The sequence below is a fragment of the Acetobacter sp. genome, assembly GCF_022483985.1.
In the GTDB taxonomy this organism is placed as follows: domain Bacteria; phylum Pseudomonadota; class Alphaproteobacteria; order Acetobacterales; family Acetobacteraceae; genus Acetobacter.
Window position 1 is genome coordinate 411073 of record NZ_JAKVME010000001.1, and the last position, 14442, is coordinate 425514.

Here is a 14442-nt window from a genome sequence, read left to right on the forward strand (position 1 = left end):
GTGTCAGTCATTTTGGATAGGCCTCGAGATCGACGGTCCCTTCAAAGGCAAGCTGGGCGGGACCGGTCATCAGCACATGATCGTCGGCATCCCATGCGATAACCATCTCCCCGCCGTCAACCTCTACTGTCATCCGGCGTTCACCCAGCCCACGCCGGGCCGCGTTCACGACGGCCGCGCAGGCCCCGGAACCGCAGGCGAGTGTGAAGCCCGCGCCACGTTCCCAGACCCGCAGCCGCATCCGGTCCGGGGCATCGATGCGGGCGAAGCCGATATTGGCACGCTCAGGAAAAAGGGGATCGATTTCCAGAGCGGGGCCGCGTTCCGCTTTGGCTAGATCCTGCACGAAGAAGGTTGCATGCGGATTGCCCATCGACAGGGCCGCAGGTTCACCCGCAAGCGGGAGCCGGAGTGTATCGGCTGGGTGCGCCAGGGGGACAGCCTGCCAGTCAGTCCTGGGGCGTCCCATGTCAACCGTGACGACAGCCCCTTGCGTTCCGTTGCGGGAGAGCATCTGCGCCCGAAGGAGACCGTTTTGCGTCTGAAGAATCAGAGTGTCGGTCTGGAGTTCCTCGCCAATCAGGCTGGCGACGCAACGGGAGGCGTTTCCGCATGCGCCTGCCTCGCTCCCGTCAGGATTGAAGAAGCGCACAAAGACGGAGGCTTTGCTGTCTGACGGTCCGGAGAGAGTGACGAACTGATCACAGCCGATTCCGCGTCTGCGATCGGCCAGCGCGGCTATGCGGGCGGGTGTCAAGTCCAAAGAGGCCGATCTTTCGTCAACAATGACGAAGTCGTTCCCCAATCCATGCATCTTGTGAAAAAATGTCTTCATATGTGGCATTTAGGCCAAAAATCCCCGGAATGCACGGTTTTGTGCGAAAAATTTAAAGGGAAAATGGGGTTGGGGGGACTTCTTAAATTTTTTTTGAATGACATTTTAATGCTGGTTTATTATTAAATGTCCTGAATAAGAAATACTTTGACGTAAAACTTCTTCGAGAGAACGGACGCTCTTCCTCCATGCCCCAATGCCCGACGTTTTTCCGCCGGACCAGCTATTCCCTCACTTTCCTGCTTTGTGCAGGGGCAGCCTTTTCCCCTCTCGCAGCTTATGCTGACGAGCAGAGTGAATCGCTGGAGCTCATGCAGCAACAGATTGCACGAATTCAGCAACAGCAGGCGCAGCTTACCAAAGCCCTGATGGGCCTTCAGAAGCAGCTCGTTGCGAGAAAGGCGGCCGCGACAGATCACACGACGAGCCATGCCGGTCTGAGCAAGGCCACGCGTCAGAAGATCATGACAGCCAATAACGAGGCCGTGCCTGTTCCGGAAACGGAAATCGAAGAGCCGGTGCATGCAGCATCGCGCAGGCATGAACCGGAGGCGCACCCGAGTTTCGTCACGGATGACGTGCCGACGATCAAGACGGTGACCGCGCATCGTGCAGAAGACACGATCGTACACACGGCTGAAAACGGGGTCGGTCCGCATCCGCGTGAAACAGTGGGCGCGCAGGCCGCCGGCGCCGTGGGTGATCACGGTGTTTTCCATGTCGGGCCGGTGACGATTGCGCTCGGCGGGTTTGTTGACACCGCAACGGTCCTGCAGAACCGTCAGATGTCAACAGGCACCTTCACGTTCTGGTCCGGTCTGCCTTACAGAAATAGTCCGAATTATCACACCAACAGCTTTGAAGGGGGAGCGCGGTATAGTCGCCTTTCCCTTATGCTGAGGGGAAATATCGATCAGTACGAAACTATTTCAGGTTTCTTTGAGACTGATTTCGGCGCGGGCGCGGCCACGACTAACGCTTATGAGAGCAACAGCTACTCGCCGCGTCTCCGACAGGCTTACCTTGTTTATGACAACAGCAGGGAGAACTTCCATTTTCTTGCTGGTCAGGCCTGGAGCATGCTGACTCCCGGCCGTATCGGTATCGTGCCGCGACAGGAAAGCCTGCCGGAAACGATCGACGCCGCAATGCTGGCTGGCCAGACCTGGGCGCGTCAGTGGCAGGTTCGCATCACGCAGGATTTCTTCAAACACAAGCTCTGGCTTGGCCTGTCCATCGAGAATCCGCAGACCCTGTATGACACGACGGGCTTTACAACGCAGGGGGATGAAAGGGTTGTTCTCCCTGGCGGTCAGGTGGCGACAATCAACAAGGATGGCACGGGCCTGACCAATAACGGGCCGTTCTCGAACGAAATCGCGCCGGATGTGATCGCAAAAATCGCCTATGATCCGAGCTGGGGCCATTACGAAATCGAAGGGATTGCTCACTTTGCCCATGACCGGGTGTCTTGGGAGGGTGGCGGTCACAACTACACCGTGCCCACCGGCGGCGGCGGCGGCTCCATGATCCTGCCGATCATTCCCCAAAAAGTTGAAGTGCGTATCGCGGGGCTGGCGGGATATGGAATCGGACGATACGGCTCGGTTCTCCTGCCTGACGCGACGATCAATGCTCAGGGCAAGCCTCAGCCGCTATTCTCGGCGCAGGGCACGGCGGGCATCATTGCCCACCCCAACCCGAGATTTGATGTGTATGGCTATTTTGGAACGCAGTGGGCCGGTCGTAACTATTCGACGCTGAACGGTTCGGCGTATGGTTATGGCAACCCGAACGCACTCAATACGGGCTGCAACATCGAAATGTCCTCGATGCCCTGCACGGCTAACATCCATAATGTCATGGAAGGCACGATCGGTGCCTGGTGGCGCTTTTTCAAGGGGCGGTTCGGGACGGTCGAATTCGGAACCCAGCTTGCTTACTCTCGCGTACAGGCGTGGGAAGGCGTGGGTGGCAAGCCGCATACATCCGAAAGCCAGATATTCTTTGATTTCCGATATTTGCCATTTCAGTAAATATGGCTGCATACAGCATACGCGGGCGCTCCTCTCCGGGCGCCCGTTGTTTTTTATGAGCTGAAGCTGGCTTTTCCCGAGATTTCTCTCTATGCCCGGCTTCCAGTCACCCGTTCCAGGACCAATTCAAACCATGCCTTTTCCGGACACAGTCCCCACGCTTGCGCACGCTCTCGCCCAACGCGGCTATCAGGAGCCAACGCCCGTTCAGGAGGCCGTGCTGGATGAAAAGGCAAAGGGACGGGATCTTCTCGTCTCTGCGCGCACAGGGTCCGGCAAGACGGTCGCCTTTGGTCTGGCCATGGCCAATGAACTGCTCGACGCGCAGGGCAAGGCCGCTTATGCCGCCACACCGCTGGCGCTGGTCATCGCGCCGACCCGTGAACTCGCCCTGCAGGTGAAGAGTGAGCTGGAGTGGCTTTATGCGGACACGGGAGCGCGTATCGTGTCCTGCGTCGGTGGCATGGAGCCGCGCAAGGAAGCGCGCGCGCTATCAATGGGCTGCCACATTGTGGTCGGCACGCCGGGCCGTCTGTGCGATCATCTCTCACGGAAAAACCTCAATCTTTCGGGCCTCAAGGTCGCCGTTCTCGACGAAGCCGATGAGATGCTTGACCTCGGTTTCCGCGAAGAGCTGGAAACGCTGCTGGACGCCACGCCGCAGGATCGTCGCAGCTTCCTGTTCTCGGCCACGATCGCCCGCGAAATCGCTCGCCTCGCCAAGCGCTATCAGCATGATGCGCTGCGGATCGACACGATCGGCGACAACGAGCCGCATACCGATATCGAATATCGCGCCATTCTTGCAGACCAGAATGACACGATCGGCGCGATCATCAACACGCTGCGGCTGATCGAAAGCCCCTGCTCAATGGTGTTCTGCCATACGAGAGAAGGCGTGCGTCAGTTGCACGCGGCTCTGCTTCAGCACGGTTTTTCTTCCGTCGCGATCTCCGGTGAACTGGGCCAGAACGAGCGTAGCCGGGCTATCGAAAGCCTGCGCAACGGTCAGGCCCGTGTCTGTGTGGCGACCGATGTAGCGGCGCGCGGCATTGACGTGCCCTCGCTTGGGTTGGTGATTCATGCGAGCCTGCCGGGCAGCCCCGCCACGCTGCTGCACCGTTCAGGCCGCACCGGTCGTGCGGGCCGCAAGGGTATCTGCGTTCTTGTCACAGTGCCATCGAAGAAGCGTCAGGCCGACCGTCTGCTTGAGGCGGCTGGCGTGGACGTGACGTGGAATACGGCGCCGACGCTGGATCAGATTCACGAAGCGGATACGGAGCGGCTGATCACCAGCGAGGCTCTGACGCGTGAAACCCCGGAAAATGTAAAACCGCTGGTTGAACGCCTGATTTCTGAGCGGACGCCTGAACAACTGGCGGCGGCATTGGTCTTCCTGTGGAACAAGGGTCTGCCCCAGCCTGTCAGGGTGCGGCCGATTACACCTTCCAGCGCACCAGCTCGCGCTCCGAGAGAAGGGGGACGTGAACCTCGCGAGCCCCGTGAACCACGCGAGCGCAAGCAGATGGAAGGCGGAAGCTGGTTCAAGCTGTCGGTTGGTCGTGCGGACAAGGCCGATCCCAAATGGCTGGTGCCCGTCATCTGCCGTCTTGGTGGCGTGACCAAGAAGGACATCGGTTCAATCCGTATCGCACCGACTTATACGCTTGTGGAAATCTCGCCTGAGAAAGCACAGCGGTTTACCGAATGCGCTTCCGCCGCGGATGCGGATGAAATCCGGATCGAGCCCGCTAAAGCGCCATCGGGCAACGAAGCACCCTCTCCGCGTGGACGGGCACCGGGCTCACGTACTGCGAAGCCGCGCCGTTCAGGTGGCGATTCAACGCGGGAATCTTCGCGCAAGCGTCGGTAATTTCAAGAACGACTGATCTTCCGTGTGGGGAGAAGCAGCCTTAAGGCCGCTTCTCCCTTTTTGATTCTGATGATTGTTTCAGAAAATCTGCGCTACCCTTCGTGTCGCTTCCAACCGGGCAGGCTATTCACGAACCCTTTTGGCAAGCGTGGCCAGAGCGCTGATCTGGCGGGTCAGAAACTCCCGTGTCCCGACATCGGTCAGTTGCAGGCTTTCAGGGTCTACTTTCTGTGTAACCTGACCGATCATGGCTTCGGGCTTGTTGAGAACGAATGCGTCCAGAAAGACCAGCGACTGACGGAGATGATACTGGGCGCGGGCTCCTCCGATAAGGCCCGGCGAGGCGGTCTGGATCGCGACGGCTTTGCCTGTGAAGGGCTGCGGTGACACACGGGACAGCCAGTCGATCGCGTTTTTGAGAACGCCGGGAATAGAGTAGTTATATTCCGGCGTTACGATGATGACGCCATCAGAGGCCGCAATCTGCTGCGCCATCGTCAGAACGGGTGCGGGAAAGCCTTTTTCCTGCACATCGGCGTCATAATGCGGAAACTCGCCAATTGACCCCAGGGGCGTGATTGTTATGCCGGGAGGCGCCAGATCAGGCAGCGCACGCGCAATGGCCGCATTGAGCGACGATTTACGCAGACTTCCTAAAAGAACGGAAAAATTAAGAGTTGGTTCTGTGTTCATGGAAAACTCCGCAGACTTGCCGGATATCAGGTGATGATTCCGGTCATCGTCGGGGAGTGGAGCAGAAACGGGACTGGCCCGTCCAGTGCGAAGAGCGTCACGATTGCTGTGTGCTTTGGGAGAAGAAAGGCACCTTGCGGCAGTTGTCTTCGATAAAGGCTGGGACCTTCTCTTTCGGCATGGGATATCCGAAGAGGTAGCCCTGTACTTCCGTGCAGCCCTTGCTGCTTAGTCGATAGAAATATTCTTCCGTTTCAACGCCTTCTGCAGTCACGGCCACGCCAAGATCGCCTGCCAGGGCAATGACGGAGCTGACAATTGCCGCACTGCGGGAATCTGACAGCATGTCCCGGACGAAGCTTGCATCCAGCTTGATCTTGGAAAACGGGAAGAATCTCAGATATCCAAGAGACGAGTAGCCTTTTCCGAAATCATCAAGAACGACCCGGATGCCGAGCGTATCCAGTTCCTGCAACACGCCATAGGTCGCCGCATCAGATTCCATGAAGATGGTTTCGATGACTTCCAACTGGAGCCGCTTGGATGGATAGGAGGTTTCCTTCAGAACCCTCCTGATTTCCTGAATGAAATTCCGATGGTAGAGCTGCCCGACTGAAATATTGACCGATATCCACAGATTGTGAGGCCAGAAGCGGGCTGTGCGACAGGCTTCGGTCAGAAGAGACAGACCCAGATCGTGCATCAGACCGGCTTCTTCAGCGAGACGTATGAAGCGATCCGGTGGAATAGGTCCCAGAACGGGATGGGTCCAACGTGCAAGGGCTTCAAAACCGGCAAGGTGACGTGTCTGGGCATTGATGATGGGCTGGTAATACAGTGTGATGCTGTGTGTCCGGATAGCCTCACGTAGATCACGGATCAGATCCCTGCGGGAATCCGCGACAGCCCTGTAGGAAGGCACGAAGACGCGATAGGTGTTGCCCCCCTGCCGTTTTGCTTCATAAAGAGCGAGGTCTGCCGCTTCCTGAAGGGAGTTCTCGTTGGAGCCCGCAACAGGCGCGAGAGCAATGCCGCTGCTGATGGAACAGGGAACGACTGTCTCCGCAATGCAGAGCGGCCTGGCGACCTCTTCTACGAGCTGCGCTGCAAGGTCTGTAGCGGAATCGAGCGTGGCATGATGGTGAATGAGCATCATTTCATCGCCGCCGATACGGAACAGCATGTCATCATTCTTCAGGCAGGCTTGCAGACGTTTCGAAATTTCGATCAACGCAAGATCACCGACGGCATGTCCCAGCGTGTCATTGATGGGTTTGAATCTGTCGAGGTCCAGTGCGAGAAGTGCAAAAGGCGTGTGCTCACGGGAGAGTTTGACAAGAGCGGCCCTGAGGGAATCTTCGTAGCAATACCGGTTCGGCAATCCGGTCAGACTGTCATGAGCGGCCCTGAATGAAGCCTGCTGATCCAGCGTATAATTTTTGGTGATATCGGCACCTATGCCGCGATATCCCGTGAATTCGTCATCGTTGAAAAGAGGATGTCCGGTGAGGGAAAGAACGCGGATTGAGTGCGCGCTTTTGAGCGAGACGATCAGATCGCGGAAAAACAGACGTGACTGCATGCATTCCGCGAGGTGATGCCATTGGGCCTGTGCCGTCACGTATTCTTCAAGTGTTTGCAGGAACGGTCTTCCCGACAGATTGCCTGTGTCCTGAAAAATAGCTTCAAGAGCAGGAATGTTGGCGGTCAGACTTCCGTTGACATCTGTCTCCCACACCCAATCGCCGACACTCTGGTCCGAACGGCGCAACATCAGCCGCACGATTTCAGTCTGCTCCTCAAGTTCCAGACTGGTGAGGATGTAGCGTTCGAGCAGAATGGAGACGGCGCGGCCAAGTCCAAGAATGAAGGCTGCGTATATGCCCAGCAGCATCATGAGCACTATATAAAAAGTATCAGGCTGAAGAATCCAAGCCCAGATCAGGGCTATGGTGCAGCCGACGATCATTGTGCTGGCAAGTGCGATGGTTCCGCAGAAAAACGGTGATACGGAAAGAGACGTTGCAATGAGGGCAACAATATCGCCGGCAATCAGCGTCTGTTCCTGATCTGAACCGGCGGGAAAGACGACAACAGGCACACTGGCCCAGCAAATGCCGAGTAATGCATTGAAGATGGTGAAGTTTTTTCTGGATAGTGCTGTTTCCTGAAAAAAACATACACAAAAAGTATAGCTTAAAACAAGGGTTTCGATAATAATGAGAAGGACCATTCCATAAAGGGGATGACGCTTCTCGATGAAGGACAGGGTCAAGGGTGCGCTGATGATGTTGGCTGTCAGATGAAAGGGAAGCAGACGGAGAAGGGTTCTACGTTGCTGCCTTCTGACGAATCCCTTCAGGCGCGGCGCAATAGCCTGTCCTTTCAACATAAAAGGACTGTTCTTCAGTTTTCTCCAAAAGCGTATAAAAAAATTGATAAATCTCATATTTTTTTGACAAAAATTTCATTTTGTCGAATTTTCATGCTCCAGCTACCTCCCGTGTGTTCCGGAAATGCCTCTTTTCCCTGTCATACAAGAAACAGAGGCATTTTCTCTTGAAAAAACGACGTGATCGTATTAAAATAAAATCAGGTCTTTAATTCAAAGACACCTCTGTTTTTAGGAAATTTTTTCCGGTTGGACAAGAGTTTCCTGAATCTGATCCGCAGCCTCGTCAAAAAAATGAATGCAGCGACGGATGTTTGTGCTGATCGTTGTCGCCACGATTTCCGGATCACTCGACGGGTGATAAGCACGGGCCAGATCTTCATCTATTTCCAGATGTGATGGGCCGTGGTGTTCGTGGGCGTTGTGGGCTTCTCCCCAGATCCAGCGTCCGGAAGGGAACGTTCCGGTAAAGCGGGGCGCGTGGCAGAGGTAGGCTGATAGCTCTTCCGCAAGATATTCCACGCCAGCCAGCCAAGAGAAAAATTCGACCGGGTCGTCACTGGTGGAAGCCTGAATAAGGTTTTCAACAGATGAAAGCAGTGGGTAATGGTCCGTATTCAGATCAATTCCCAGTTCTTTTGCGCCCGCTACCCAAAGCAGTGCGTGCGAACCTTCCTCCTCCTTCATCTCCCTGACAGCCTCGCGGGCTTCTGAGAAAAACGTTTTGACGCGCGACTGACCGAAGCGCTCCACGAGAGGACGCAAAGGCAGATGTCCGACACGCTGGTCAATGGCGCGTTCAAACGCCTGCACGAAGGGCCAGAAGCCGATGAGCAGGGCGCGGATGGCGGCGCGGTCACCCTGGGCGCAGGCGCGGATCAGCTGAGATGAAAATATGCCTTCTCTGGTGCCGACACGGACGACATCGCGATCAAGAACGGGTTCTGCAAACAGTAAGGCGTACATGGCATAATCCTCAAATAAACTACCCCGGTTTTCCGGTTGATCTGAGTATTTATGATTTTTAACGCAATAAATACTTTGTTTTTGTTAAATAATATTATGTAAAAATGGAAAACTTTATTTTCTATAATTTGCATTAAATATTTCGATATCGTAATGAAAAAACGAAAAAAATAACTGGCATATTCAGAAAAATGCTTTGTGACAGATCATCTGCTCGTGGTGATGGATGTTGGCCTGTCCACCACCACGAATGTCGGTTTCTTGGAAAGAAACCTGACTATCTCTTGATAAATTCCGAAAGGCCTGCTGCCGTGAGAACTTCGGCCTGGCGGGCGGCCAGAGCATCCTCATCAAAATCAGCAATGAGATCCTGAAACATTCTGTGCCAGTTGAGCTTCGCGCCGATCCGCATGAACACGGAGCCGAGACCAATCGCTGAGCGGTCGACAAGAACAAATTCGCGTGGTGGCTTGACGCCGCCCGTCTTCTGCAAACCGGTATGAACGCGTCCGGCTATGTCGCGTCCAAAGATCGTTTCGGCATTTTCATTGATGGTGCGCTCACGATCTTCCATGAGCGGTTCATAGAGGAAACTGGCCCACTCGTTGAGTACGGTCATCGTCTCACGGGACAGTCCCTCGAAGCCCCACATCTCGTAGGCATGGGCTGCCCGATCTTCATCCTTGGTGCGGAGAGCTTCACACAGTTCGATTATGCCCTTGATGAAACGCGGCCTGAAGACACGGATCGTGCCGAAATCAAGCAGATTGAATCCGCAATCATCACGAACCGTGAAGTTGCCCATATGCGGGTCGCCATGAATGACGCCGTAACGGTAAAGGGGCACATACCACGCCTCAAAAAGCGCACGCGCCATGGTGTTGCGCTCTTCCTGTGTCGGATTGGTGTCGAGGACTTTCTGAAGTCCCTGACCATTGACCCATTCCATTGTCAGAAGGCGGCGGGTGCAGAGGCTGTCAACGGTTTTTGGAATGGTCACAGATGCCGAGTTTTTCAGCATGAGATCGTAAAGCCGTAGATTTGCGGCTTCACGCTTGTAATCAAGCTCTTCTCTCAGACGGTCGGTCAGTTCTTCTATGACGTCGTCCTGACGAATGGCGTTGTCCAGCTTGTGGTAAACACCCATTGCCATGCGGAACTGCTTGAGATCCGCCTCGACCGTCGTGGTCATATCCGGATATTGCAGTTTGCAGGCGACGATTTCGCCGTTTTGTAGAACGGCCTTGTGGACCTGCCCAAGACTGGCCGCCGCCGCCGCTTCCCGACCGAACTCACGAAAGTTCTTTTGCCAGTCAGGGCCAAGCTCGGCCGCCATGCGCCGACGCACGAAGCTCCAGCCCATCGGCGGCGCATTCGACTGAAGCTGCGCCAGTTCAGTCGCATATTCGTCTGGCAGGGCGCCCGGAATGGTGGCGAGGAGCTGTGCCGCTTTCATGAGCGGTCCCTTGAGGCCGCCAAGAATGGCCTTCAGATCCTCCGCGTGCGCGGCGCCGTCGCCCTTGAAGCCAAGACGGTGTCCGGCCATGCGGGCCGCGATGCCACCGACCGTGCCGGTGGTGCGAACCATCCGGCGAAACTCTCCGAACAGTCCCGTGCTGTCGAGATCTTTCTCCGCCATGACTCAGGCTTCCTCCAGTTGATCAATAAAGCCCGAAATCACATCCAGTCCCTTGCGCCAGAAGGCTGGATCGCTGGCATCGAGGCCGAAAGGAGCGAGTAGTTCGCCATGACGTTTGGTGCCACCGGCCTCCAGCATGGCACGGTATTTTTCCCGAAACCCCGGTTCGCCCTGCTGATAGACGCCATACAGCGCATTCACGAGGCAGTCTCCAAAAGCGTAGGCATAAACATAGAACGGCGTATGCACGAAGTGGGGAACATATGCCCAGTAGGTGTCGTATTCAGGCGTAAAATTGAAGGCAGGACCGAGGCTTTCGGTCTGGACCTCACGCCAGATGGTGCCAATCTGCTCGGGGAGCAGTTCGCCTTCACGTCGGGCATGATGCACGCGGCTTTCAAACTGATAGAACGCGATCTGACGGACGACCGTGTTCAGCATGTCTTCAACCTTGGAGGCAAGAAGAAGACGTTTCTGAACAGGGTCCTTTTCAGTGTCCAGCAGATGCTGGAAAGTCAGCATCTCCCCGAACACGCTGGCCGTTTCCGCCAGTGTCAGCGGCGTCGAAGAGAGAAAATAGCCCTGTTTCGCGGCCAGTTTCTGATGCACGCCATGGCCGAGTTCATGCGCCAGCGTCATGACGTCGCGTGTGCGACCGCGATAGTTCATCAGGACGTAAGGATGCACCGAAGGCACAACCGGATGGGCAAAGGCACCCGGCGATTTGCCCGGAACAGGAGCCGCGTCGATCCATGGTCTGTTGAAGAACTCGCTGATGATTTCTCCCAGCGCGGGATCGAATTTTTCATACGCCTGCTGCACGATCGTCTTGGCGTCTGTCCACGGAATATCCTTCTCGCGCATTCCCGGCAGTGGTGCGTTGCGGTCCCAGTGTTCCAGCCTGTCCAGACCAAGCCATTTGGCCTTCAGTCCGTAATAGCGATGCGAGAGGCGAGGGAAGTCATCCGTCACGGCGGACACAAGCGCATCCACGACCGAGTCTTCCACCATGTTGGAGATATTTCGGTAAGATTCCGGGCGCGGATAATGGCGCATCTTGTCGGAGATGGCCTTGTCCTTGGCGAGGGTATTGGTCACCAGAGAAAACAGCCGGATGTTGCTTTCCAGCGCCTTTCCGACAGCCCTGCCGGCGGCCTCGCGTCGGCTGCGGTCCTGATCCGACATCAGGTTCAGCGCCTCGCCGAGAGGCATTTCCCGTCCGTCCAGTGATACACGCAGAGCCGTGATCTGTTCGTCGAACAGGCGGCACCAGACGGATGCGCCCGTTACGGATTTTTCCAGCAGCACCTGCTCGATATCGTCCGACAACTGGTGTGGGCGGAACATCCGGTGGTCACGCAGGAATGGCTGCCAGTGCGCCAGCGCGGAGGAGGAAGACAGTTTCGCCTCCAGCACATCTTCCTCGATGGTGTTCAGTTCCAGCGTGAAGAACAGCAGATCAGCCGAAATGTCGGAGATACGTTCACGGATGGCTTGACTGAACTTTCCGGTCTCGGGATCGGTCATGTCGGCGGAGAAGGAAAGGGAGGCGAAGGAACCGACCCTGCCGAGGATTTCGTTGATCGCTTCGCAGCTTTTGATCGCTTCAGCCAGATCAGCGCCGGAAAGCGAAGCGATGGTGCCTTTGTACTGCCCTGCGAAAGCCTTTGCCTTGGTGGCCGCACGGTCCAGATCAGCCTTTACCGCAGGCGAGTCGGGGCTCGTGTAAAGGTCGGACAAATCCCATCGGGGTGGAGAAATGTCTGTGCTCTGCCCTGATGACTGAGTGTTCGCTGCAAGCGAAACCTGAGCGGAAAAGGGTCGCAGTCGAGCGTGCGGAAGGGGGAAAGGAGCCTGATCTACCATGTCCGGAATTGTAGCGCGGGCGGATGCAGGTGGCGAGGCCGATTGATTCTTTGCGGCAGGCTGCATTTCCCGTGCTTTCGCGTGCTGACTTTTCTTCCTTTATCCCCTATGGAGCGGGCATGACCGATACGCCGCTTTCCCTGATCCGCAACTTCTCGATTATCGCCCATATTGATCATGGCAAATCCACCCTTGCCGACCGGTTGATTCAGGCCTGTGGTGCGCTGACCGCCCGCGAGATGACGAATCAGGTGCTCGACAACATGGAGCTGGAGCGCGAACGCGGCATCACCATCAAGGCGCAGACCGTGCGCCTGACCTATCCGGCCAAGGACGGTAAGACCTACATCCTGAACCTGATGGACACGCCGGGTCACGTTGACTTTGCCTATGAAGTCAGCCGTTCGCTCGCCGCCTGTGAAGGTTCGCTGCTGGTCGTGGACGCCTCGCAGGGTGTGGAAGCCCAGACGCTGGCCAACGTGTATCAGGCTATCGACGCCAATCACGAAATCGTGCCCATCCTCAACAAGATCGACCTGCCCGCCGCCGAGCCGGAGCGGGTGAAGGCGCAGATCGAGGAGGTCATCGGTATTGACGCCGAGGACGCCGTGGAGATTTCCGCCAAGACCGGCATCAACATTGAAGGTGTGCTGGAAGCCGTGGTCACGCGGCTGCCGCCGCCGACGGGCGATGCGGATGTGCCGCTCAAGGCGATGCTGGTGGATAGCTGGTATGACGCCTATCTCGGCGTCATTATTCTTGTCCGCATCAAGGAAGGCCGCCTGAAGAAGGGCGCGCGTATCCGCATGATGTCCAGTGGGGCGACCCATCTGGTCGATCAGGTCGGCGTGTTCGCGCCGCGCATGGTGCCGGTGGATGATCTCGGACCGGGTGAGATGGGATACATCAACGCCGCCATTAAGACCGTCGCCGACTGTAACGTGGGTGACACCATCACCGATGACCGTCGTCCGGCGGACAAGCCGCTGGAAGGGTTCAAGCCGTCGATCCCGGTGGTGTGGTGTGGTCTGTTCCCGGTCAACGCGGATGATTTCGACAAGCTGCGTGACAGTCTCGCCAAGCTGCGTCTGAACGATGCGTCTTTCCATTATGAAGCCGAGACGTCCGCCGCGCTGGGATTCGGGTTCCGGTGTGGGTTCCTTGGTCTGCTGCATCTGGAAATCATTCAGGAACGTCTGTCGCGTGAATTCGATCTCGATCTGATCGCGACCGCCCCGTCCGTGGTCTATCACCTGAAGATGAACGACGGCACGGAAGAGGATCTGCACAATCCGGCCGACATGCCCGATCCGATGAAGATCGAGTATATCGAGGAGCCGTGGATCAAGGCGACGATCATGGTGCCGGACGAATATCTCGGCGCCGTCCTGACACTCTGCACCGAGCGCCGTGGCGTGCAGAGCGATCTCACCTATGTCGGCAATCGCGCGATGGCGGTCTATCGCCTGCCGCTGAACGAAGTGGTGTTCGATTTCTACGATCGTCTCAAGTCGCTGACACGCGGCTACGCCAGCTTCGACTATCAGATGGATGGTTATGAAGAGAGCGATCTCGTGCGGATTTCGATTCTCGTCAATCAGGAACCGGTGGATGCGCTGTCCTTCATCGCGCACCGTTCTGCGGCGGAGAGCCGTGGCCGAGCCATCTGCGCACGCCTGAAAGACCTGATCCCCCGCCAGCTTTTCAAGATCGCCATTCAGGCGGCCATCGGCGCACGTGTGATTGCCCGTGAGACGATCGGTGCGCTGTCCAAGGACGTGACGGCGAAGTGCTATGGCGGTGATATCTCGCGTAAGCGCAAGCTGCTGGAGAAGCAGAAAGAAGGCAAGAAGCGGATGCGGCAGTTCGGCAAGGTCGAAATTCCGCAGAGCGCGTTTCTTGCCGCGCTGAAGATGGATCGGTGAGCTGAAGACGTGTTGTATCTGACAGAGAGCGCTCTCTGACTGGAGAGAGGGTGCATGCAGTTTTAAAAGATGTATAAAACTGGATTGTTTTTAGGCGGTATCCGTTCAGACTGGAGGACGGGTTTCGCGCTGGTTCATTATTTGTCGGGCAGCTTTATCTGATCAGACGATTTTGTCTGCTTGGATGTTGCTCCAGACGCGATATTCATGATGTCAG

Annotated in this window: 9 protein-coding genes; 3 read left to right on the forward strand and 6 right to left on the reverse strand. The window is 56.4% G+C overall.

Annotated elements, in window-relative coordinates:
* Positions 1-7: 7 nt before the first annotated feature.
* The gene (gene dapF, locus LKE90_RS01830) at positions 8-835 is read right to left on the reverse strand and encodes a diaminopimelate epimerase (RefSeq protein ID WP_291491273.1); all 828 of its coding nucleotides are present in this window, start codon (positions 833-835) and stop codon (positions 8-10) included.
* 311 nt (positions 836-1146) lie between these two features.
* Here dapF and LKE90_RS01835 point away from each other — a divergent pair, with 311 nt between their 5' ends.
* Together LKE90_RS01835 and LKE90_RS01840 are read left to right on the forward strand one after the other, a co-directional pair.
* Positions 1147-2871, forward strand: coding sequence for a hypothetical protein (locus LKE90_RS01835; protein WP_291491132.1), 1725 nt, complete (start codon positions 1147-1149; stop codon positions 2869-2871).
* Positions 2872-3004: 133 nt separating this feature from the next.
* A complete protein-coding gene (locus LKE90_RS01840; RefSeq protein ID WP_291491133.1) occupies positions 3005-4744 on the forward strand; it encodes a DEAD/DEAH box helicase in 1740 nt (579 codons plus the stop codon).
* A gap of 123 nt (positions 4745-4867) precedes the next feature.
* Here the strand turns inward: LKE90_RS01840 and LKE90_RS01845 are convergent, their stop codons facing one another.
* From LKE90_RS01845 to LKE90_RS01865, 5 genes are all read right to left on the reverse strand, one after another.
* Entirely contained in the window at positions 4868-5437 is a 570-nt protein-coding gene (locus LKE90_RS01845) for an NADPH-dependent FMN reductase (RefSeq protein ID WP_291491134.1), read from the reverse strand.
* 97 nt (positions 5438-5534) lie between these two features.
* Positions 5535-7829 (reverse strand): putative bifunctional diguanylate cyclase/phosphodiesterase, encoded by a 2295-nt coding sequence (locus LKE90_RS01850; RefSeq protein ID WP_291491135.1) that lies wholly within the window; start codon positions 7827-7829, stop codon positions 5535-5537.
* Positions 7830-8060: 231 nt separating this feature from the next.
* A complete protein-coding gene (locus tag LKE90_RS01855; RefSeq protein ID WP_291491137.1) occupies positions 8061-8795 on the reverse strand; it encodes a hypothetical protein in 735 nt (244 codons plus the stop codon).
* Positions 8796-9072: 277 nt separating this feature from the next.
* The gene (locus tag LKE90_RS01860; protein ID WP_291491138.1) at positions 9073-10434 is read right to left on the reverse strand and encodes an ABC1 kinase family protein; all 1362 of its coding nucleotides are present in this window, start codon (positions 10432-10434) and stop codon (positions 9073-9075) included.
* A gap of 3 nt (positions 10435-10437) precedes the next feature.
* On the reverse strand, positions 10438-12300 hold the full coding sequence (locus LKE90_RS01865) for a M3 family oligoendopeptidase (protein WP_291491275.1): 1863 nt from the start codon (positions 12298-12300) through the stop codon (positions 10438-10440).
* A 119-nt stretch (positions 12301-12419) separates the two neighbouring features.
* Between LKE90_RS01865 and lepA the strand changes: the two genes are divergently transcribed.
* Positions 12420-14225: a translation elongation factor 4 gene (gene lepA / locus LKE90_RS01870; protein ID WP_291491139.1), complete on the forward strand. Its 1806-nt coding sequence runs from the start codon at positions 12420-12422 to the stop codon at positions 14223-14225.
* Positions 14226-14442: the final 217 nt, after the last annotated feature.